A 21,209-nucleotide genomic window follows, 5' to 3' on the forward strand; every position below is an offset into this window, starting at 1 on the left:
GAGTCCCTTATCCTTTGGCCTGAGATCCTGACAGGAAATCGCCGATGCGCTCCAGCGCGCGCTGGATGTTCTCCGTCGAATTGGCGTAGGAGAGGCGGATATAACCCTCTCCCAGGATGCCGAAATCCGGCCCGCCGATTACGGCAACGCCTGATTCCTCCAGAAGGGCGGAGGCAAGCGCCTTTGCCTTCCAGCCTGTCGCCGTGATGTTGGGGAATGCGTAAAACGCGCCCTTGGGCGTGCGGCAGGATATATCGGGAATGGCGTTCAGCCCTTCGACAACTACTTTCCGGCGCTTGTCGAATTCCGCGACCATGGCGCGCGCCTCGTCCTGCGGGCCGGTCAACGCCGCGAGCCCTGCGAATTGCGCCGGCGCGTTGACACAGGACCATGCGTTGACGGCAAGTTTGCGCGCCTTGTCCATCAGCGCATCGGGCCAGACGGAATAGCCCATGCGCCAGCCTGTCATGGCATAGGTCTTCGACCAGCCGTCGAGCAGGATCACCCGGTCGCGCACGTCCGGAAACTCCATCAGCGAGACATGAGCTTCGCCGTCGTAGGTCATCTGGCCGTAGATTTCGTCGGAAAGGACCGCCACATGCGGGTGATCGGCGAGACCCTTCACCAGCTTTTCGATCTCGCCTCGCGGCGTAACGCCGCCGGTCGGATTTGCCGGTGAGTTCAGGATCAGGAGCCGTGTCTGGGGCGTGATCAGCGAAAGGGTTTCCTCAGCGGAAAACGCGAATTCGTTTTCCTCGCGGATCGGGACGGGGACCGGGTTGGCGCCGGTAAACTCGATCATCGACCGGTAGATCGGAAAGCCGGGGTCGGGATAGAGGATATCCACGCCCGGCTCGCCGAACATCAGGATGGCGGCGAACATCGTCACCTTGCCGCCTGGCACGATCAGCACGTTATCGGGCGAAATGGCGGCTCCCGTGCGCTTTTCGACGTCCGCTGCCACAGCCTCGCGGAGCGGCAGGATACCGGTCGCGGGCGTATAGCCGTGGTGCCCGTCCTTCAGCGCCTTGATCGCCGCTTCCACGATATGGTCCGGCGTCCTGAAGTCCGGCTGGCCGATGCCGAGGTTGATGATATCGCGGCCCTTTGAGGCAAGGTCGGTGGCGCGTGCCAGCACGGCGAAGGCGTTTTCCTCGCCGATACGGTCGAATCCGGCGATAGTCTTGAGCATTGTTCCGTCCCGAAGTCGGTTTTGTCATTGGGTTGTTTCTAGTTCGAATTCTCACAGGAAGAAAGGAGGCGGGTATCACGCCTCACCGGAAGAATAGGCTAAACTGCAGTGTCGTATGAAAGTTTGAAGATTCGGGACGGAATATCATGCCTGTAGCTGCCGTCGAAACACCTGTCGGATGCCTCGGTATCGTTGAGGAAGACGGCGCGATCGTCGAACTCACCTGGGATGCGGTGGACGAGGGCGAGCGCACGCCCCTGCTCGATGAGGCCGTGCGCCAGCTCAATGCCTATTTCGCCGGTGAACTGACGGAGTTCGACCTGCCGTTGAAGCCGCGTGGCAACGAATTTCAGCAGGCGGTGTTTCAGCGGATGTTGGCCATTCCCTATGGCGAGACGCGCACCTACGGAGAACTGGCCAAGGAGCTTGACACCTACGGCCAGCCGATCGGCCAGGCCTGCGGCATGAACCCGATACCCGTCATCATCCCCTGTCACCGTGTTCTTTCGGCAAACGGCATCGGTGGCTATTCGGGCAGGGGCGGGGTGGAAATGAAGATCGCACTCCTGCGTCAGGAAGGTGGCTATCCGTTCCTGATTTGATGCCATGCGTTCGAAGGCGGCTGGAAACTCTCTTTTCCAAGTGCCATTTATCGGGGCGGCCGGAAGGTGAACGCCTTTGCGCTCGGCCATGAAATCGGATAGTTCGCCGACATACGCACTCATTTCCGGAGATAATCCATGACCGCGACGCCCGAAGCAGGTTCCGACACGAAAATCCCCGTGACCGTGCTGACCGGATATCTGGGTGCCGGCAAGACGACGCTGATGAACCGGATCCTGACGGAAAATCACGGCACCCGATACGCCGTGATCGTCAACGAATTCGGCGAGATCGGCATCGACAACGATCTTCTCGTCGAATCGGACGAGGAAATCTTCGAGATGAACAACGGCTGTATCTGCTGCACCGTTCGTGGGGACCTGATCCGCACCGTCGAGAACCTTATGAAGCGAAAGGGCTCCTTCGACGCGATTCTCGTGGAAACGACGGGTGTCGCCGATCCTGCCCCCGTCGCACAGACGTTCTTCATGGATGATGACGTGCGTGAAAAGGCCCGACTCGATTCCGTGGTAACGGTGGTCGACAGCCGCCATGTGCTGAAACGCCTGGAAGACACGGAAGAGGCGGAAGACCAGATCGCCTTTGCCGATGTCATCCTGCTCAACAAGACCGACCTTGTGACCGCTGATGAATTGAAAGCGGTGGAAGACCGCATCCACTCTATCAACCCCTATGCCGTTCTTCACAGGACGGAGCGTTGCGGGATCGATCTTAAAGCCGTTCTCAATCGCGGCGCCTTTGATCTCGACCGCATATTGTCGCTCGATCCTCAGTTCCTCGAAGACCACGACCACCATCACGAATGCGGGCCGGACTGCGATCACGACCATGACCATCACCACCATGATCATGGGGACCATCATCACCACCATGGCGATCTGCATTCGGTGAAAAGCATTTCCCTGACGGCGGGCGAGTTGAACCCGCAGGTCTTCTTCCGCTGGATCGGAGATGTAACCCAGGTGCAGGGGCCGAACATCCTCCGCCTCAAGGGTATCATGGCCTTCAAGGACGATCCGCAGCGCTATGTCGTTCAGGGCGTTCACATGATCGTCGAGGGCGACCACCAGCGCGACTGGAAGGAAGGCGAGGAGCGGGTTAGCCGCATCGTTTTCATCGGGCGCGAACTGGACGAAAACGCCCTTGTAACGGGCCTCAAGGCCTGTGAGGCCTGACGCATGCCGGTCATCGCGCCTGTCGATTGTGACGCATTCGTTGTCAAGACCGCGTTTATTGGAAACACGGCCGCTTTTGCTTGCGGTGACGGCACTATTCGCCTCGTCGGCGAAGGCGAAACCATAGCCAAAGCGCATGAAGGCGGCCTGCTCGCCGCGGCCGTTTCGCCCGATGGCCGCCGGATTGTCACGAGCGGTGACGATGGTCGTGTTGTCGGCGTCTCCGCGGATGGTTCGGTGAGCGAAATCGCAAGCCGTCCGCGCAAGTGGATAGATATGGTCGCGGTCGCCGCTCAAGGTGCGGTGGCCTTTGCTTGCGGTCGCACGGCTTGGGTCGTGCAGGAAGGCGGCAAGGAGAAGGAATATACGCTCTCGCGCGCCGTGGGCGGTATCGCCTTCGCCCCGCGCGGACTTCGTCTCGCGGTTGCGCGCTATGACGGGGTTTCGCTCTTCTGGGTGAACGTGGATTCGCCGGAGCAGGAGCTTTCCTGGAAAGGAGCGCATACCGGCATTCTTTTCTCGCCGGACGGCAAATACATTGTCACGACCATGCAGGAAAACGCGCTGCACGGCTGGCGGCTTGCCGACCAGCAGGACATGCGCATGACCGGTTATCCGACGAAGGTGAAGTCGATGGACTGGTCGGCCAAGGGCCGCTACCTCGCAACATCCGGTGCCAATGCCGCCGTGCTCTGGCCGTTTCACGGCAAGTCGGGCCCGATGGGCCAGCAGCCGCTCCAGCTTGGCGTGCGCTCCGACACGATTGTCTCCGTCGTCGCCTGCCACCCGAAGGAAGAGGTCATCGCCATTGGCTATCAGGACGGCATGGTGTTGGCGGTGCGTTTCGAGGACAATGCGGAAGTCTTGCTGCGCCGCCCAGGCAATGCGCCGGTTTCGGCGCTCGCGTGGGATGCGCGCGGCGAGCGTCTTGCCTTCGGCACCGAGGCGGGCGAGGCCGGAATCGTCTCTCTTGGCGAGTGAGTCTGCCAGCCGGCAGATATTTATGCTTTTGATGGGCGTCATTCACGTTTAACAATCTGGCCTGAAGCGCTTCAATCGTTCACCATGCGGAGACGCCATGGACACGCTCGTTCGCATGCGTTCGTTTCTTCAGGTCGTTCAGTCAGGCGGATTTTCGGCGGCCGCACGCGATCTCGGGCGCTCGAAGGCGCTGATCTCCAAATACGTCGGCGAATTGGAGGACGAGCTTGGCGCGCGTCTCTTGAACCGCACCACGCGCCAGCTCTCGCTGACGGAAGCCGGCCAGGTATTCTATCGCGAAGCGACCGATATTCTGCAGCGCATCGACGATCTGCACGATTCCATCACCGACACCCATCAGGCGGCACGCGGGCTCCTGCGCGTCAGCGCGCCGCGCTCCATGGGGGATGATCTGCTTAACCTCGCGATCATGGATTTCGTCGTTGCCGAGCCGGATATCTCGATAGACCTGAAGCTTGAAGATCGCTTCGTCGACCTCGTCGACGAGGGATATGACGTCGCGATCCGCGTGACGGAGCTGACGGATTCAAGCCTGATCGCCCGCAAGCTCTATCCCGTCAGAGGTGTTGTCTGCGCGACGCCTGCCGTCATCGAGAAGTTCGGCATGCCGAAGCGCCCGCAAGACCTTGCCCAGGTTCCCTGCATTATCGATACGAACTACCGGTTCCGCGCGAACTGGGGTTTTCAGGAAGGCGGCAGCAGGGTCAGCGTTCCGGTGAAAGGCCGCGTGGAGGTCAACAGTGCGGCTTCTGCGCGCGAGGCCGCGATACGCGATCTCGGCTTTTTGAGAACGCCGGAAAGTTTCGTTCATCGCGATCTGGCGGAAGGCCGCCTTGTCGAGGTGCTTCAGGAGTTTCAGCCGGACGATCAGGCGATTTACGCGGTCTATCCGCACCGCCGCCATCTTTCGGGAAAGGTCAGGGCATTCGTCGATTTTCTGGCGAAATGGTTCCAGAACGCGCGAAAGCGCGGGGACCTGTGCTGATCTCCACGCTTCGGATTTTCTGACGACCTGCCGAAATCAGCGCGTTGCCAGTGCAAGCCGTTCCTCGGCGATTTGATCGGCGACCGTCTGCGTCGGCAGATCGAGCGCCGCCGCACGCTCGAAGATATGCGTGAGCGTCTGCCCGATGGCGACCACCTTGTCGCGCACTTTCGCGTCGCCCGTCCCGGGTTGTGCAAGGGCGATCGAGATCACGCCGCCGGCGTTGATCGCATAATCCGGCGCGTAGAGGATTCCGCGCTTCTTCAGTTCCTCTCCATGCCTTCGTTCTTCGGCAAGCTGGTTGTTTGCCGCTCCGGCCACGACGGGCGCGCCAAGCTCCGGAATGGTGCCGTCGTTTAAGCCCGCACCCAACGCGCAAGGGGCGAAGACGTCCGCCTCCACCGTGTGGATCGTCTTGGGGTCGACGCTGCGGGCCCCGAATTCGGAAACGGCCCGCTCGACCGAGGGTGTGTGGATATCGGCGACCACAAGCCTCGCGCCCGCATTGTGCAGGTCTTCGGCAAGATACATGCCGACGTGGCCGAGACCCTGGATCGCGACGATGCGCCCCGTCAGGTCGTCCGAACCGAAATAATGGGCGACAGCCGCTTTCAGGCCAATGAAGACGCCAAGCGCGGTATAGGGGGAAGGGTCGCCGAGGCCCGTTGCCTTCGTGCCGCGCGCATACCGGGTTTCGCCCGCGACGATTTCCATGTCCTTCGAGGAAATGCCGACGTCTTCCGCCGTGATATAGGTGCCGGCCAGCCTGTCGACCTGTCGCCCGAAAGCCGCCAGCATGGCGTCCGTCTTCCCGGTTCGCGGGTCGGCGATGATGACCGCCTTGCCGCCGCCCAGATCGAGCCCGGCAAGCGAATTCTTGTAGGTCATGCCGCGCGAAAGGCGCAGGGCGTCGGTAAGCGCCTGGGCGTCGTTCTTGTAAGCCCACATGCGGCAGCCGCCGAGCGCAGGACCAAGGCGCGTATCGTGAACGGCGATGATCGTGCGAAGGCCGCTCGCAGCATCATGTCCGAAGATAACCTGCTCGTGGTTCTTGAATTCCGGATGGTCGAATACGGATAGTTCTGAAACGGCCAGTTTTTCCCGGGCGACGGGAGCGTTCATGATTTCCTCCATCGGAACGCGAAGCGTTCCTGCTCCAAAAAACCTTGCTAAGGAATTTATGTGCAGAAATGAGCGGATTATCCGTCCTTTGTTTCCGCTGAATTTATCCGCCTGAGTGAAAATCTTCCGATCTTTGACCCTGGATGGGGATAATGTTTCCTGTCTTATTTCGCAGTGCGCAAGCCGGCCGGATTTGCCGTGGCGATAAGCGATGTCACGCTCTTGCCGCGAATGCAGGTAATCTCCAGATAGATACGAATCGTATCGGCCAGCCGGAGAATTCGAGCCCGATGAAGACCGCAATCACGTTCGCCTTGGGTGCAGCGATAAGCATTTCCATGCCGGCCATCTCGAGTGCTCACCCGCATGTCTTCGTCGAAGCCCGTTCCGAGATCGTTTTCGACAAGGCCGGCCGAATGACAGCCGTGCGCCATTCCTGGCGTTTCGACGAGGCGTTCACTGCTTTCTCCATTCAGGGGCTCGATCAGAACGGCGACAATGAATTGACGACGGAGGAACTGCAGCCTCTTGCCGAAATCAATGTGGAATCCTTGAAGGAATACGCCTATTTCACCTATCTGTATCAGGGTGACGACGAACTCGGTTTCGCGGAGCCGAGCGAATACTGGCTGGACTTTTATGGTGGCCGGCTCACGCTCTTTTTCACGCTTCCCCTTGAAAGCCCCGTGATTTCCGACGGATCGACATTCGCGCTCGACGTCTACGACCCGACCTATTTCGTGGCTTACGAGATGACGCGCGATACGCCCTTTGCCATGGTCGATGCGCCGAAGAATTGCTTATTGGAATTTACGCCACCGCCCAGGTTGGATTCGGGCACGGCTGCCGCGCTTGCGCAAATCCCCTCCACGCAGCGCGATATCCCCGATGAATTCCAGTCGGTAACGGAAACGCTCTCGAACACGGCGACGGTGACATGCAATTGAGCATGGAAAAAGCAAGCGCGCGGTCGGGCCGCATTGCGGCGGCGCTACTCGTGTCTTTGGCAGTCGTGGTCTTCGCGGTTCCGGCAATTGCCGCGAATTCGCCGTTCGGTGTCGGCCTGCCGGAAGCGAATGCAGCACCTTCTGGGCCGTTTGCCTCTTTCTTCGCCTGGATTGCCGCGGAACAAAGCGCATTCTACCGCTCCCTACAGGAGGCGATAAAGCAACTCAAGGAGCAGGGAAGCGCCGGCTGGTGGCTCGTCGGGCTTTCCTTTGCCTATGGGGTTTTTCATGCGGCCGGGCCGGGGCACGGCAAGGCGATCATTTCGTCCTATGTGCTGGCGAACGAGGAAACGGTAAAGCGCGGCATCGTCCTGTCCTTCGCGTCCGCCCTGGCGCAAGCGGTCACGGCTGTCCTGCTGATCGGCATCGCCGCCATCCTGTTGAACATGACGTCGATCGCGATCACCGAAACGACACGCTGGTTCGAGCTTGGCTCCTATCTCGCGGTGATGCTTATCGGCGTCGGACTTTTGTGGCAGAAGGCTTTTCGACCGATTTTGGCCGGACCGAGGCCGCAGGCGCTAGAGCATATCCCGCGAAATCAGAATCGGATTTCGCGACAAGGATATGCTCAAGGGGTAGAATCTGGAGCGATTTCTTATCACGAACGCGATCCCGCGTTCGTGGAAAGCGCTCTGGGCGCAGGTGCCGTTCCCGTGGAAGGTCACGGGCATTACGGTGCCGGGCATCACCATCATCACGCAGCAGAAGAGGCCTGCCCTTCCTGTGGGCATTCGCACGCGCCGGATCCGGGCCAGCTCCAGGGCGAAATGTCTTTGGGCAAGGCCTGGTCGGTCATCGTCGCCGTCGGCCTCAGGCCCTGTACGGGCGCGCTCGTCGTTCTTGTTTTCGCGCTGGCCCAGGGCCTGATCTGGGCGGGCGTGCTTTCGACCTTTGCCATGGCGCTCGGCACCGGCATCACAGTTGCCGTTCTCGCAAGCCTCGCCGTTGGCGCGAAAGGTGTCGCGCTGAAGCTTTTTGGCGAAGGAACTGGATTTCTGCGCATTCACCGGGCGATCGAGATCACGGGCGCCGCGTTTGTCTTCCTGCTTGGCGCAACGCTTTTCATTGCGGCCGCGGGTTGGGGGGCGGCCTGACGGCAGGCCTCCCGTTCACTTCACGCGGGGGCGACCGGAGAACCGTCGCGTCCAAGCTCGATAGGCTCGCCGTGGGGCGTTGCCTTCGCCGCCCGGTCCCATGCGTCCTTTCGCGCAAGCAACCCTTCGGTCGCGGTTATGCGCTTTTCGGTGACGATCCTCTCCAGCGCCGCGAGCCAATGCAGATAATAGGTCTGCCCGAGGTCCGGATCGCCCTTGGCCTGTGCGTTGCGGATCTCCGCTCCCAGCGACTCCACCCATTCGCGCCACTCGAAAACGCCGGCTTCGTTCAGCTTCACGGCCATCGCGAAGGCCCGCGCTTCCCAAGGCTCGCGAAAGATGGGCGAATTGTCGCGCACCGGAATTTCCGGCAATGCGGAAAGGTCGACGTCAGCGTGGTTCAAGGTAAGGCTCCCAGAGGTCGACACGTACTGTCAGGCAAGGGTCGCTGTCCGCGCCCCAGATATCGGTTCCCTTGAAGGCGACCGAATAAAGCCACTTCGGCGCTTCGCCCTTGCCTGCGGCATTGCTGTCGGGAAAGACGTGGCAACCCTGCACGGCTTCTATGACGCCGGGGCGTCCGTGCACGTAGCGCGGAATGCGCGTATGGCCTGTGGGGTTCATGTTTTTGGCGGATACGAAGTCGCCAACGGCAAATCGCGCGGGCGCTTCCGGATCGCGATTCACCGGCCCGCCGCGTTTCAGGGCGGCGGTGACATCTTCGCCCTTGAGCACCCTTTTCACTGGCCGGCTCTCGTAGAGGCTGCGTCCCGCTTCGATCTCGTCTGGCTGGACGAGGCCGTGATCGGTCAGGATCTGCTGAAGTGCCGCGAGCCAGATCTCGTAGTAGCTCAAGGACAGATACTGCTGAGGCGGCAGGCTTTCGCGCCGGCTGCGCGATTCATCGAGGCTCCATTCGCCGGTCGCGCCCATCGCCAGCGCGATTGCGAAGGCGCGCCGCTCCCATTCCGCGTGGAAGTACGGTTCGTTTTCTTCCGCCACCACCGGGCCGAAGCCCATCATCCCGCCGAGATCGTGCGCGCCGTTCATTCCGCCGCCTCCCGAAGCTCATCCGGCGAAAGGGCAAGCCCGGTGCCGATCATGCTGTCGCGGGTGACGAGCCGGGCAAGTTCCACCTCGCTCCATCCGTCGGTACCTTCAGGGCGCCTGGGGATGACGAGGTATCGAACCTCGGCGGTGGAATCCCAGACGGTTATTTCCGTCTCGTCCGGCAGCTTGACCCCGAAGTCGTCGAGCACGCCGCGCGGATCGCGCACCGCTTTCGAACGGTAGGGAGCGGATTTGTACCAGACAGGCGGGAGCCCGAGGACCGTCCACGGATAACAGGAGCACAAGGTGCATACGACCATGTTGTGCTTTTCCGCCGTGTTCTTCAGCGCAACCATATGTTCGCCCTGCCGGCCGCTATAGCCGAGCGACTGGATGGCCGCAGTCGCATCCCTGTAAAGCCATTCGGCGAAATCTTCGTCGCTCCAGGCTTTCGCAACCACATGCGCGCCGTTGCGCGGGCCGACCCTGGTTTCGTAGGTTTCGATCAATTCATCGAGAGCCGCCGGATCGACGTATCCTTTCTCGACGAGAATCGACTCGAGCGCGCGAACCCGCAACTCCGTGTCGGTCAGTTCCGAGGTCTCGTGATTGTGGCCGATTGCATGATCGTGCGAATGGCTCATGAGCTGTTTCCTGCCTTCTGCGGCGTATCGGAGCTTCGCGCCTGCGGTTTCCTGTCGGGGGGATGCTAACCCCGGGCCGGACAGACATAAAGAGCCCTCGGCGTGCTTGGTGTCGCAGGACGCAGAGCCTCGCGGGGCACTCGCAGGCAGGTGAATTCGTCATACAATAAAAAGCCTTATATGACATTGCGTCATGTGAATAATCACTTGAGGCTGAGTGCTAAAAACTGGTCTAAATTTAATACCACTTGCTGTCGTTGCGATTGCGAAGTCGCAAAAGCTCGTATATCACCCGATAAGCGCTCGCTCCGGATTTTTTCCTGGTATTAGCCAAAAGACTAAGGGGTCAAATTACGGGGCGTCGCCTAGACACACGAAGCTTGAGGTGCAACTGTCTGCGCCGTTGGGCAACCACGACCGTGTTGGGAGGTAAAATACATGGATCGTCGTTCATTCCTCAAAAAGGCCGGTGTCGGAGCCGGCGCGACCGCAGCTGCCGCCACGCTGGCCGCTCCGGCAATCGCGCAGTCCCGCACAGACATGGTGATCGTCTCCACCTGGCCGCGCGACTTCCCGGGCCTTGGCATCAGCGCTCAGCGCCTTGCCGCCCGTATCGGTGAACTGACGGAAGGCCGCATAGCGGTGCAGTACTTCGCCGCCGGCGAGCGCGTCGGCGCCTTCGATTCCTTCGATGAAGTCGCCTCCGGCAATGCTCAGGGCTACATCGGCGCCGACTACTACTGGAAGGGCAAGCACCCGGCGTGGGCTTATTTCACGGCCGTTCCCTTCGGGCTGACCTATGCCGAGTTCGACGCCTGGATCAAATATGGCGGCGGCCAGGAGCTTTGGGATGAAGTTGCCGATCAGTTCGGCCTGAAAAACTTCAACGCCGGTAACACCGGCGTGCAGATGGGTGGCTGGTTCAACAAGGAAATCGAAACGGCCGACGACCTCAAGGGCCTGAAGATGCGTATTCCGGGCCTCGGCGGTGACGTGATGGCGAAGCTTGGCGCTTCACCGGTGTCCCTGCCCGGCGGCCAGATTTACGAAAACCTGATTTCAGGCGCTGTCGACGCGACAGAGTGGGTCGGCCCGTACAACGACTATTTCATGAAGTTCTACGAAGCCGCGAAGTACTACTACTATCCGGGCTTCCACGAGCCGGGCTCCGCTCTCGCGCTTGGCATGAACAAGTCCTGGTTCACGTCGCTGTCGAAGACGGATCAGGCGATCATCGAAGCCGCCTGTAACGAGGAAAACGCTCGCCAGATGGCAGAGACCAACGCCGAGAACGGCCGTTATCTCGACAAGCTCATCAATGAGCACGGCGTCGAGCTGCGCAAGTTCTCCGACGAGGTCTACGATGCCTTCGGCGAAGCTTCGGAAGAGGTTTTCGAGGAAACCCGCGAGCACAGCGAACTGACGGCCCGCGTTCACGACAGCTTCGCGAAGTCGCGTTCGGAGATCGGCCGCTGGATGCTGCTCGCCGATACCGGCTACACGCAGCAGCGTAACCGCGTGCTTGGCATCACGGTCTAAGCTGCGAGAAAGAAATGGCGCGGGGCGGGGCTTTAGCTCCGTCCCCGCCTTGTTCGTGCCCGCAGATGGTGTCCGGCGCAGGCTGCTTCGCCGGGTCCTCTGCCGGTTTTTTCCGGATGTGCCGGATTATCGCGGCCTCGCGCCGCGCGCCTTCCCAGCTCGGAATGATATGCGATGCTCATTCGCCTGTTCAGTTGGATGATGCTGGCGGTTCTCGCCGCATTCCTCGTCAACAACTACCTGAATTTCTGGCAAGGTTTTCCGGGTGCCGGTGCCGCCTTCGGCGCACAGGCACATGGTGGCGCTTCGCCTGCACTTGCGTGGCTGCAGGTCGGTCTTTACGTTCTGGGCATCGCGCTTGCGGCGCTTTACGTCATGCGCAGCAAGGATACGCCGCTGCGCGCCGACAGCAAGCGCATCACGGATATGAACACCTTCATAATTCGTGCGGCCTTCTGGGCCGTCGTGATCGTCGGTCTCGCCGACATGACGATCGCCTTCCTTCGCGTGGAAGGGCTGCTTGAGCATTACTTCGGCCATCAGCTCGCATCCGATCTCGGCCGCTCCCAGTTTCGAGGGCCGTATGTGCACATGCCGTTAATCGCGGTGTCCATCGTGATCGCCGCGTTCACGCGCACGCTTGGCTTCCCCTGGCTCGCCTTGCTGGTTGTGGTGGCGGAACTTCTCATCGTTGTCGGCCGCTTCATCTTCTCCTACGAACAGGCCTTCATGGCCGACCTTGTCCGTTTCTGGTATGCGGCCCTTTTCCTGTTCGCCAGCGCCTACACGCTGCTTGAGGAAGGCCATGTGCGCGTCGACGTGTTCTATTCGGGCTTCTCGTCGAAGCTGAAGGGCTATGTGAATGCCCTGGGGTCTATTTTCCTCGGCATGACCTTTTGCTGGACCATCCTCATCATCGGCATGGCGGGCCGGAACAACATCATCAACAGCCCGCTTTTGTCTTATGAGGTGACGCAGTCCGGCTTCGGACTCTTCGTCAAATACCTGATGGCGGGATTTCTCGCCGTATTCGCCGCTACCATGCTTATCCAGTTCGTGAGCTATCTGCTCGACGCCGTCGCCGACATCCGCGAGGAACCGGGCGGGCGCGACCACGAAGCCCCGCATATCAGCTAGTCGGACGAGACCGCCCAGATGGAACTCTTCTTCCTCATTCTTCTCATCGCCATCATGGCCTTTGCGCTGGGCTCCGGTTATCCGGTTGCCTTCGCGCTACCGGGCTCGGCCATCATCACGATCGCGATCGCGGCAGCGTCGGGCTATCTCTTCGGTGGAAGTCCGGACGCCTATTTCGCCCAGGGCGGCCCCGTGCAGTGGCTGAGCGCGGGCGTCACGAATTTCAGAGGCGTCTACTGGGAGGCTGAGCGGGATACGCTGATAGCCATCCCGCTTTTCGTCTTCATGGGCATCATGCTGCAGCGCTCCAAGATCGCGGAAGACCTGCTCGTCACCATGGCGCAGCTTTTCGGCCCGATCCCGGGCGGTCTCGGCATCTCGGTCGTCTTCGTGGGCGCGCTTCTCGCCGCGACCACGGGCATCGTCGGGGCGACCGTCGTCGCCATGGGCCTCATCTCGCTGCCGGCGATGCTGCGCAACAACTATTCCGTGCCACTCGCCACCGGCACTATTGCCGCGTCGGGCACGCTCGGCCAGATCATCCCGCCGTCGATCGTCCTCATCATCCTGGCCGACCAGCTTGCAAGCGCGGTCGACCAGGCGGGAACGATCCGCCAGACGCTTTACAAGAATTCCACCGGCGAACTGACGATGCCGTCGGATTTCGCCGTGACTTCTACGAGCGCCGGCGAAATGTTTCTCGGAGCCTTCTTGCCGGGCCTCGTTCTCGTCGGCCTCTACATGCTCTTCATTCTCGGCTTCGCGCTGATGAAACCGAGCGCCGCCCCGGCCGTCCATCACGGGGGCAAGTTCGACCGTGCGTTTTTCGTCAAGGTCGTGCTCACGCTCGTACCGCCGCTTGCCCTGATCATTCTCGTGCTCGGTTCCATCATCGCCGGCATCGCCACGGTGAACCAGGCCGGCGCCATTGGCGCGGTCGGCGCCATGATCATGGCGGGTTATAGGCTGCGCGAAGGCAAGCGCGGGGCTTATTCGCCGGCGATAATCGCCATTCTGGCGCTTCTCGCCATCGGCGTGGTTTCAAGCTATTTCGACCTCAACATCCGCCGTGTTCACTCGAGCGAAGATGTGCTCGGCGTCGTGCTGGCGGTTATCGCCGTCTCCATGCTGCTGATCGCGATTTTCTGGAGCGGTTGGCGCACGCTGAAGTTCGAGAACACGCTGCGCGGCGTGATGATCGAGACCGCGAAGACTTCGTCCCTCGTCTTCATCATTCTGATCGGCGCGGCGATGCTGACCTCGGCCTTCCGCGCTTTCGGCGGCGAAGAACTGGTAAAAGACTTCCTTCAGGGTCTGCCGGGCGGCTTCTGGTCTCAGTTCATCATCGTCATGCTGGTGATCTTCATTCTCGGATTCTTCCTCGATTTCATCGAGATTGCCGTCGTCGTGGTGCCAATCGTCGCACCGATCCTGCTGGCGGATCCGGAAGCCAATATCACCGCTGTCTGGCTCGGCGTGATGATCGGTCTGAACATCCAGACTTCGTTCCTAACGCCACCCTTCGGCTTCGCGCTCTTCTACCTGCGCGGCGTGGCACCGGCCATCGTAAAGACACTCGACATCTACAAGGGCGTGATCGCATTCATCATCCTGCAGTTGATCGCGCTCGGCATCGTCGGGCACACCCCGCAATTGGTGAACTATCTTCCGAACCGTTCTTCGTTGCTTTCGGAAACGGCGCCCCCGCCGCAGAACCCGGTATTGCAGTACTGCATGGAGGAATATGTCGCCGAAAGGTTCGCCGATGACGGCAATTCGATTTTGGCGGCTATCTCGAAGATGAAGGCGGCCGATCTCGGCTATCTGCCCGAGGGTCTTCGGAAGGATTTCGTGGAAGGTCTGGACAAGGCCGAACAGGCGATCCCGCTGATGGACGACATCATGGCAGCTGAAATCGCGGTCGAGGCTGCTTCCGGCCCGTACCGGCCGCTCCATCGTCTGGTTCGCGGTCTCGAGCGCGACGCCCGGCGTCTGGACGAGGAAATCGAGGAACTGCGCGTGATCGTGCAGCGCTCCGGACCGAACGGAATTTATTCAGAAGCGCGCGGCGAACGTGCGGCAAACCGTATCGAGGAACTGACGGCCGAGCGCGACGCCCTGCTTGCCGAAATTCCAGGCGATTGGGAGGAAAGGCACAAGGCGTTCGCGGAAATCCAGCGTGCGGAAAACACCGCCCGGCTGAAATACCGCCGAAACGCCGATGACGCCTATGAACCCGTTGCCGAAACGAAGAAGGTGATCGCCGACGTTGGTGCGTTGCGCGAGCTTGAGGACGAAATTCGCGGTCTGTCGTCCGACCTCGACACCATGGAAGCCGATGCCTTCGTCGACCGATCGGCCGACGTCCGCTCGTTGTTCAATCCGGTAGAGGGCGCGTCCGACATCCGCTCGGCGATAAACGATGCACGCAAGGCCATGCGTCAGGACGAGCCGGACAAGGCGGAAGCCATGGCGGCCATCGCCGAAGCCATCGCTTTGTTCGAGGCGGAAGTCGAGTGGCGCGCGCGCGCTCAAGCCGAATTGCTTCCGGCGATCGAAGAGTATGATGCTGCGGTGTCTGACACCATCGGCTTGCGCAGTCAGTCGCGCCTGCCGCGCGATGTGGCACTTGCGGTGGCGTCCTGCAATTCTTCGCACCGCGACATTTCGCTCAATTTCTAGGCCGTTGCGGTTTGGAGAGTGGAATGTCGGCGATGTCGTGACGGTCGGTAAAGACGGCGGCTGGTAATTTGCCGCCGTCACCTATATCGTGACCGGAACTTGGGCAGGAGACATTCGGCCGATGCAAGAGCTGGCACGACAGATCGACCGGTTGAACATCGCAATCGGGCGCTCCATGTCGTGGGTGCTGTTCGGCCTCGTGCTCACTCAGTTCGCTGTCGTGATCCTGCGGTATGTCTTTGGCATCGGCTTTCTATGGGCGCAGGAAAGCGTGATCTACCTCCACGCGTTTCTATTCCTTCTGGCGGCGGGATATGTGCTTGCCATCGATGCGCATGTGCGTGTCGATGTTCTTTATCGCAACGCCCCTGTCAGAAAGAAGGCGCTTGTCGATGGTCTCGGAGCGATCCTTTTCGTCATTCCGACGTGTATTCTGGTCTTTGAGCAGTCCTGGCCCTATGTCGCCCGGTCCTGGCAGGTGCTTGAAGGTTCGGCCGAAGCCTCAGGCATTCCGGCGGTGTTTCTGCTGAAGACGGGAATTCTGCTGTTCGCCGTCCTGACAGGGCTCCAGGGGCTGGCGCTCATGATCCGTGCCGGGTCGTCTTTTTTCGCTCTTTCTCGCGCAACCTAGAGCATATCCCGAGAAATCCGGATCGGGTTTCGCGACTAAAGGTATGCTCAAGATATTGATACCGGGCCGAATTCTTTTCACGAAAGCGATCTCGCTTTCTTGAAAACCGCTCCAGGAAATTTGGCCCAGGTCCGGCCGGTTCCGAGAAAGCTTACGCCGCCCGATGCTGCAAGCCCTTGACCTCCTGATGATCCTTGTAGCCTGCCTCTGCCTGATGGCGGGTTCCCCCGTGGCGTTTACGCTTTCCGGCGTCGCCCTTCTGTTTGCGGGGCTCGGCTGGCTTGCAGGTGCGCCCCTTTCCCTCGGGGCTGTGCCGTCGCGTATTTACGGCATCATGACGAATCAGGTGCTCATTGCGGTTCCGCTTTTCGTGTTCATGGGCGTGATGCTGGAGCGATCGCGCGTGGCTGAAAGCCTCCTGAATGCAATGGGCAGGCTGGTCGGCGGGTCGCCCGGCGGCCTAGGCCTTTCTGTCACGCTCGTCGGCACGCTGCTTGCCGCCTCGACGGGCATCGTCGGCGCAACGGTGGCGACCCTGGGTCTGCTTGCGCTTCCGGCGATGCTGAAGCAGGGGTATGATGCAAGACTCGCGGCAGGGTCGGTCGCCGCGTCGGGAACGCTTGGGCAGATCATTCCACCGTCGATCGTTCTCGTCGTGCTGGGAGATCAGATTTCAGCCGCTTACCGGGCAGCGCAGTTGAAGGTCGGCAATTTCGCGCCCGAAACGGTGACGGTGGGCGATCTTTTCGCGGGCGCCCTGGTTCCGGGCCTGCTTCTCGCAACGCTTTACGCGCTTTATCAGGTCGTGACAGCGCGCCTCTCCCCGCAAAAAGCGCCGCCAATGCGCTCCGTTCCCCTTTCCATGCGCGATTTGAAGGAAGCGCTCGCGGCGCTGCTGCCGCCTGCCGTCCTGATTATCGCAGTCCTGGGCTCCATTCTCGCCGGTCTTGCAACGCCGACCGAAGCCGCCTCTGTCGGGGCGCTCGGAGCAATCCTTCTTGCCGGGCGGAAGCTGGGCGGGCGAAAATCGGTGTCGGTCCTTGCCCTGGCGTCTGGAAGTGGTGTCGTGCTGCTTGCCACGATCGTCGATCTCGAACCCTCTCGCGCGGTCGGAACGGCATCGGGGGTTATCGCGCTCGCTGCGGCTATCGGACTTGCAGGGATTTTCGTCCTGGCGTTTTCCTCCTCCGTCCGTCAGGTCCATCATGGCGGCATCCTGCAAGATGCATTGCGCAAGGCGACGGAAATCACTGCGATGATCTTCACCATCGTCATCGGCGCATCGATATTTTCCCTTGTTTTCCGGGATCTTGGCGGCGAAGAATTGATCGCTTCCGCGCTTTCCGGCGTACCAGGCGGGGCGGGAGGGGCCGTGCTTGCGGTCATGCTGGTGATGTTCGCGCTCGGCTTCTTTCTGGATTTTCTCGAAATCGTTTTCGTCGTGGTGCCGATTGTCACACCCGCACTTCTTGGCATCCCGCTTGCCGACGGATCGATGCTAAGCCCGGTTTGGCTTGCGGTCATGATGGCGGTCAATCTGCAGACCTCGTTCCTGACCCCGCCATTCGGTTTTGCGCTTTTTTATCTTCGCGGAGTTGCCCCGCAAACCGTGAAAACGGCCGATATCTATCTCGGTGCCATGCCATTCGTCGCATTGCAGTTGCTAATGCTGCTGATCCTCTGGTTCTATCCTTCACTTGCTACTTGGTTGCCGGCCTACATTTACGGTTAGGTGCGGTTATCCACTGCACCGCAATATCGAATATGATTGACCATGGGCCAACAGGTCAGTCACGCTGACCTAATCGAAATTGTCATGGTCTTCCGACCGGCGGAACGAACTATTGGGGAACAGGCCGTCATGGCGCGAAACGTGGTCACGCTCGACGACAAATACGATCTCGCGAAAGAGCGGATTTTCGTCTCCGGGACACAGGCGCTCATCCGCCTGACGTTGATGCAAAAAGCGCTCGATACGGCGGCGGGCGTCAGAACGGCGGGTTATGTCACCGGCTATCGCGGATCTCCCGTCGGCGCGCTTGACCAGCAGTTCCAGCGCGCGGCCAGGGTGCTTGCGCCTGAAGACATCCTGTTCCAGCCGGCGATCAACGAGGATCTGGCGGCCACCGCGCTTTGGGGCACGCAGCAGGTCGCCATGCGCGGCGAGGGTCGTGTGGATGGCGTTTTCGGCATCTGGTACGGCAAGGGGCCGGGGGTCGACCGCTCGGGCGATGCTTTCCGCCATGCGAATCTCGCCGGAACTTCGCCCAATGGCGGCGTGCTGGCGCTGATGGGCGATGACCACACCTGCGAAAGTTCCACCACCGCGCATCAGTCGGAGTTTGCGCTGGTAGACGCGATGATGCCGATCCTGAATCCGGCGGGCGTGCAGGAAATCCTGGATTTCGGCCTGCTCGGCTGGGCACTCTCGCGTTACGCCGGCGTCTGGGCGGGGCTGAAACTCGTCAAGGACAACGTGGAATCGACTGCCTCGATCGACGGTCACCTGGGTCGCGTTTCACCGGTCTTGCCGGACTTCCCGTTTCCGCAGGGCGGGCCGCATATCCGCCCGAACGACCATCCCTTGACGCAGGAAGCACGCCTTCACGAAGTGAAGCTTCCCGCCGCACGGGCCTTCATCGCGGCGAATGCGATCGACCGGCTGGTCCTGCGCGGCGGGCGAAAGCCACGTATCGGCGTCGTCTCCACCGGCAAGAGCTACCTCGACGTGCTCGAAGCGCTGGAGACGCTCGGGATCGATGAGGTTCGCGCGGCCGATTTCGGGCTCGCGCTATACAAGGTCGGCTGCCCCTGGCCGCTCTCGGCGGAAGGAATTCGCTCCTTTTCCGAAGGGCTTGAACTCGTCATCGTGGTGGAAGAAAAGCGCCCGCTGATCGAGGCGCAGGCCAAGGAAATCCTTTACGGGACCGCCAATGCGCCGAAGGTGATCGGCAAGACCGACGAGACGGGTGAAACGCTGTTCAAGGTCGCAGGCGCGCTCGAAGCCGGCGAGATCGCGCTCGCCATTGGAAAACGTATCCTGGAGCGCACGCCGGACGAACGGCTGCAAGCGCGCGTCGAGCATCTCGCCCGCCTGCGCGAGCGCCTGAAGCTGACGGAGGACGTGGCGACCAGAACGCCCTATTTCTGCGCTGGTTGCCCGCACAATTCCTCGACCGTCATACCCGAAGGCGCGCGCGCCTATGCCGGTATCGGCTGCCACTATATGGCGCAGTGGATGGACCGAAACACCGAGGGCTACACACAGATGGGCGGCGAGGGCGCCAACTGGGTGGGCGAGGCGCCGTTTTCAAAGCGCGGCCATATTTTCCAGAATATCGGCGACGGGACTTACAATCATTCGGGCATCATGGCGATCCGCGCGGCCAAGGCGTCGGGCGTCAATATCACCTACAAGATCCTTTACAACGACGCCGTGGCGATGACCGGCGGCCAGCGTCACGACGGCGGGCTGACGGTGCCCGAGATCGCCCGCCAGATCGCAGCCGAAGGAGCGGGGCGCATCGCGGTTGTGACCGACGAGCCGGAAAAATATCCTGCCTCGACCGAGTGGCCGGCGATGACGGCGATCCACCACCGCGACGATCTGATCGAGGTCGAAAAGGAATTGAGCCGCGTTCCGGGGCTGACGGTTTTGATCTACGACCAGACCTGTGCCGCCGAAAAGCGCCGCCGCCGCAAGCGCGGCCAGTTTCCCGATCCCGATGAGCGCGTCGTCATCAATGAGTTGGTGTGCGAAGGCTGTGGCGATTGCGGTGTGCAGTCGAACTGCGTCGCGATCCAGCCGGTGGAGACAGAATGGGGCCGCAAACGACAGATTGACCAGTCGGCTTGCAACAAGGATTTCTCCTGCCTCAAAGGGTTCTGCCCCTCCTTCGTTTCCGTGAAGGGCGGCAAGTTGAAGGGGCGCACGGCCAATCCGGCGAAGGCGCCCGCTGTTGGCGAGCCGGCCTTGCGCCCGCTTGAGGGAACCTATTCGATCCTGATTACCGGTGTTGGCGGCACGGGTGTCGTGACGATCGGCGCGGTTCTCGGCATGGCCGCGCATCTCGACGGGCTCGGCTGCGGCATCATCGACATGGCGGGCCTTGCGCAAAAGGGCGGCGCGGTGACGAGCCACATCAAGCTTGCGCCGCGCCCTGAAGACATTTCGACGATCCGCGTCGGTGCGGGCAGCGCCGATCTCGTGCTCGGCTGCGATATCGTGGTCGCCGGCTCGGCAAAAGTGCTGGGGGCGATGGACCCGCAGCGCAGTGTGGCCGTCGTCAACACGCATGAGACGCTGCCGGGCGATTTCGCGCTCAATCCGGATTTTTCGCTTCCTGGGCGCAGGCTTGTGAAGGCGGTTTGCGATGCGGCGGGCGAGAAAAATGCTCATTTCTTCGACGCGACGCGTTTCGCAACCTCGCTTTTCGGCGATGCGATCGCCGCCAACATGTTCATGCTTGGCTACGCCTGGCAGCTTGGCGGCGTGCCGCTGGAGCGTGCTTCCATCGAAGAGGCGATCCGGCTGAACGGCGTGTCGGTGGAGATGAACCTTGCCGCTTTCGCCTGGGGGCGGGCGGCGGCGGAGGACCCGCAAAAGGTCGCCGCGATCGGCGGCGAGGAGAATTCCAATCGGGAGAAGGAGAATTCCGAAGGGGTCGAAAAAATAGAAATTCGACGCTTCGAGTATCTCGCCGCCTATCAGGACGAGGCTTACGCCAAACGCTATCGACAACGCGTCGATGAAATCCGCGAGAAGGAAAAAGCGGCGGGGATAAGTGACGGAGAATTGTCGGAGACGGTCGCCCGCCAGCTTTTCCGCATGATGGCGATCAAGGACGAATACGAGGTCGCGCGGCTTTTCACCGACGGCAGCTTCGAAAGGCAGCTCGAAGGTACTTTCCAGAGCTATGAGAGGATCGAGTTCCACATGGCGCCGCCGCTTCTCGCCCGGACCGATCCGCGCACCGGGCGGCCGAAGAAAATGCGTTTTGGCCCCTGGATGTTATCCCCGCTGAAACTGCTTGCCCGGATGAAGGGCCTGCGCGGCACGGCGTTCGACCCGTTCCGCTTCGGCGCGGACCGCAGGATGGAGCGCCGGCATCTGGCCGACTACGAGGCGACGCTGGACGAGATCGCGGCGACGCTGACGGCTGAAAATTATCAGGCGGCGGTTCGGCTCGCGGCATGGCCGGAGGGCATTCGCGGCTTCGGGCCGGTGCGGGCGGAAAACGCGAAAAAGGCCGAAGCGGCGCGGGCAGAGCGGCTCTCTGACTATCGTGAAGGCAGCCGGGTCGAGCTTGCGGCGGAATAAAA

General features: G+C 61.1%; 17 protein-coding genes. 12 read left to right on the top strand and 5 right to left on the bottom strand.

The window, feature by feature from the left end; translation table 11 throughout:
- Positions 1-7 precede the first annotated feature (7 nt).
- A complete protein-coding gene (locus HPQ64_RS06180) occupies positions 8-1,192 on the bottom strand; it encodes a pyridoxal phosphate-dependent aminotransferase (protein WP_172887447.1) in 1,185 nt (394 codons plus the stop codon).
- A 146-nt stretch (positions 1,193-1,338) separates the two neighbouring features.
- Between HPQ64_RS06180 and HPQ64_RS06185 the strand changes: the two genes are divergently transcribed.
- The 4 genes from HPQ64_RS06185 to HPQ64_RS06200 all read left to right on the top strand — a co-directional run bounded on the left by HPQ64_RS06185 (position 1,339) and on the right by HPQ64_RS06200 (position 4,978).
- Entirely contained in the window at positions 1,339-1,794 is a 456-nt protein-coding gene (locus tag HPQ64_RS06185) for a methylated-DNA--[protein]-cysteine S-methyltransferase (protein WP_172887448.1), read from the top strand.
- A 138-nt stretch (positions 1,795-1,932) separates the two neighbouring features.
- Positions 1,933-2,991 carry a CobW family GTP-binding protein gene (locus HPQ64_RS06190; protein ID WP_172887449.1) on the top strand — a complete coding sequence of 353 codons (1,059 nt, stop codon included), beginning with the start codon at positions 1,933-1,935 and terminating at the stop codon, positions 2,989-2,991.
- A gap of 3 nt (positions 2,992-2,994) precedes the next feature.
- The gene (locus HPQ64_RS06195; protein ID WP_172887450.1) at positions 2,995-3,972 is read left to right on the top strand and encodes a WD40 repeat domain-containing protein; all 978 of its coding nucleotides are present in this window, start codon (positions 2,995-2,997) and stop codon (positions 3,970-3,972) included.
- Between the two features lie 97 nt (positions 3,973-4,069).
- The gene (locus tag HPQ64_RS06200) at positions 4,070-4,978 is read left to right on the top strand and encodes a LysR family transcriptional regulator (RefSeq protein WP_172887451.1); all 909 of its coding nucleotides are present in this window, start codon (positions 4,070-4,072) and stop codon (positions 4,976-4,978) included.
- A gap of 36 nt (positions 4,979-5,014) precedes the next feature.
- On the opposite strand, the gene HPQ64_RS06205 is transcribed toward HPQ64_RS06200, so the two are convergent.
- A complete protein-coding gene (locus HPQ64_RS06205) occupies positions 5,015-6,100 on the bottom strand; it encodes a Leu/Phe/Val dehydrogenase (RefSeq protein ID WP_172887452.1) in 1,086 nt (361 codons plus the stop codon).
- Positions 6,101-6,390: 290 nt separating this feature from the next.
- On the opposite strand from HPQ64_RS06205, the gene HPQ64_RS06210 reads away from it, so the two are divergent.
- Both HPQ64_RS06210 and HPQ64_RS06215 read left to right on the top strand, forming a co-directional pair.
- Positions 6,391-7,047, top strand: coding sequence for a DUF1007 family protein (locus HPQ64_RS06210; protein WP_172887453.1), 657 nt, complete (start codon positions 6,391-6,393; stop codon positions 7,045-7,047).
- Between the two features lie 2 nt (positions 7,048-7,049).
- The gene (locus HPQ64_RS06215; RefSeq protein WP_172888539.1) at positions 7,050-8,204 is read left to right on the top strand and encodes a nickel/cobalt transporter; all 1,155 of its coding nucleotides are present in this window, start codon (positions 7,050-7,052) and stop codon (positions 8,202-8,204) included.
- A 20-nt stretch (positions 8,205-8,224) separates the two neighbouring features.
- On the opposite strand, the gene HPQ64_RS06220 is transcribed toward HPQ64_RS06215, so the two are convergent.
- From HPQ64_RS06220 to nthA, 3 genes are read right to left on the bottom strand one after another with little or no spacing between them, the layout of a single operon-like run.
- Positions 8,225-8,608, bottom strand: a complete 384-nt coding sequence (locus tag HPQ64_RS06220; protein ID WP_172887454.1) for a nitrile hydratase accessory protein — start codon at positions 8,606-8,608, stop codon at positions 8,225-8,227.
- Positions 8,595-9,254, bottom strand: a complete 660-nt coding sequence (gene nthB, locus HPQ64_RS06225; protein WP_172887455.1) for a nitrile hydratase subunit beta — start codon at positions 9,252-9,254, stop codon at positions 8,595-8,597. Before nthB ends, HPQ64_RS06220 begins: the two co-directional genes overlap by 14 nt.
- Complete coding sequence (gene nthA / locus HPQ64_RS06230; RefSeq protein WP_172887456.1) at positions 9,251-9,898, bottom strand: nitrile hydratase subunit alpha; 648 nt, start codon at positions 9,896-9,898, stop codon at positions 9,251-9,253. The genes nthB and nthA overlap by 4 nt, the downstream gene beginning before the upstream one ends.
- A gap of 438 nt (positions 9,899-10,336) precedes the next feature.
- Here nthA and HPQ64_RS06235 point away from each other — a divergent pair, with 438 nt between their 5' ends.
- The 6 genes from HPQ64_RS06235 to HPQ64_RS06260 all read left to right on the top strand — a co-directional run bounded on the left by HPQ64_RS06235 (position 10,337) and on the right by HPQ64_RS06260 (position 21,207).
- Positions 10,337-11,437 (top strand): TRAP transporter substrate-binding protein, encoded by a 1,101-nt coding sequence (locus tag HPQ64_RS06235; protein WP_172887457.1) that lies wholly within the window; start codon positions 10,337-10,339, stop codon positions 11,435-11,437.
- 174 nt (positions 11,438-11,611) lie between these two features.
- Positions 11,612-12,574 (top strand): TRAP transporter small permease subunit, encoded by a 963-nt coding sequence (locus tag HPQ64_RS06240; protein WP_172887458.1) that lies wholly within the window; start codon positions 11,612-11,614, stop codon positions 12,572-12,574.
- An 18-nt stretch (positions 12,575-12,592) separates the two neighbouring features.
- Complete coding sequence (locus HPQ64_RS06245; protein WP_172887459.1) at positions 12,593-15,256, top strand: TRAP transporter large permease; 2,664 nt, start codon at positions 12,593-12,595, stop codon at positions 15,254-15,256.
- Positions 15,257-15,377: 121 nt separating this feature from the next.
- Positions 15,378-15,887: a TRAP transporter small permease subunit gene (locus tag HPQ64_RS06250; RefSeq protein WP_172887460.1), complete on the top strand. Its 510-nt coding sequence runs from the start codon at positions 15,378-15,380 to the stop codon at positions 15,885-15,887.
- A 163-nt stretch (positions 15,888-16,050) separates the two neighbouring features.
- Positions 16,051-17,619: a TRAP transporter large permease gene (locus tag HPQ64_RS06255; RefSeq protein WP_172887461.1), complete on the top strand. Its 1,569-nt coding sequence runs from the start codon at positions 16,051-16,053 to the stop codon at positions 17,617-17,619.
- A 129-nt stretch (positions 17,620-17,748) separates the two neighbouring features.
- Positions 17,749-21,207, top strand: coding sequence for an indolepyruvate ferredoxin oxidoreductase family protein (locus HPQ64_RS06260; RefSeq protein ID WP_172887462.1), 3,459 nt, complete (start codon positions 17,749-17,751; stop codon positions 21,205-21,207).
- Positions 21,208-21,209 lie beyond the last annotated feature (2 nt).

The organism is Hongsoonwoonella zoysiae, from assembly GCF_013266695.1.
GTDB lineage: Bacteria > Pseudomonadota > Alphaproteobacteria > Rhizobiales > Stappiaceae > Hongsoonwoonella > Hongsoonwoonella zoysiae.

Coding starts and splice junctions, on each gene's coding strand:
- HPQ64_RS06215 (WP_172888539.1), top strand. CDS start 7,050: ATGGAAAAAGCAAGCGCGCGGTCGGGCCGCATTGCGGCGGCGCTACTC.
- HPQ64_RS06255 (WP_172887461.1), top strand. CDS start 16,051: ATGCTGCAAGCCCTTGACCTCCTGATGATCCTTGTAGCCTGCCTCTGC.
- nthA (WP_172887456.1), bottom strand. CDS start 9,898: ATGAGCCATTCGCACGATCATGCAATCGGCCACAATCACGAGACCTCG.
- HPQ64_RS06190 (WP_172887449.1), top strand. CDS start 1,933: ATGACCGCGACGCCCGAAGCAGGTTCCGACACGAAAATCCCCGTGACC.
- HPQ64_RS06180 (WP_172887447.1), bottom strand. CDS start 1,192: ATGCTCAAGACTATCGCCGGATTCGACCGTATCGGCGAGGAAAACGCC.
- HPQ64_RS06210 (WP_172887453.1), top strand. CDS start 6,391: ATGAAGACCGCAATCACGTTCGCCTTGGGTGCAGCGATAAGCATTTCC.
- HPQ64_RS06260 (WP_172887462.1), top strand. CDS start 17,749: ATGGCGCGAAACGTGGTCACGCTCGACGACAAATACGATCTCGCGAAA.
- HPQ64_RS06200 (WP_172887451.1), top strand. CDS start 4,070: ATGGACACGCTCGTTCGCATGCGTTCGTTTCTTCAGGTCGTTCAGTCA.
- nthB (WP_172887455.1), bottom strand. CDS start 9,254: ATGAACGGCGCGCACGATCTCGGCGGGATGATGGGCTTCGGCCCGGTG.
- HPQ64_RS06245 (WP_172887459.1), top strand. CDS start 12,593: ATGGAACTCTTCTTCCTCATTCTTCTCATCGCCATCATGGCCTTTGCG.
- HPQ64_RS06205 (WP_172887452.1), bottom strand. CDS start 6,100: ATGAACGCTCCCGTCGCCCGGGAAAAACTGGCCGTTTCAGAACTATCC.
- HPQ64_RS06195 (WP_172887450.1), top strand. CDS start 2,995: ATGCCGGTCATCGCGCCTGTCGATTGTGACGCATTCGTTGTCAAGACC.
- HPQ64_RS06185 (WP_172887448.1), top strand. CDS start 1,339: ATGCCTGTAGCTGCCGTCGAAACACCTGTCGGATGCCTCGGTATCGTT.
- HPQ64_RS06235 (WP_172887457.1), top strand. CDS start 10,337: ATGGATCGTCGTTCATTCCTCAAAAAGGCCGGTGTCGGAGCCGGCGCG.
- HPQ64_RS06250 (WP_172887460.1), top strand. CDS start 15,378: ATGCAAGAGCTGGCACGACAGATCGACCGGTTGAACATCGCAATCGGG.
- HPQ64_RS06240 (WP_172887458.1), top strand. CDS start 11,612: ATGCTCATTCGCCTGTTCAGTTGGATGATGCTGGCGGTTCTCGCCGCA.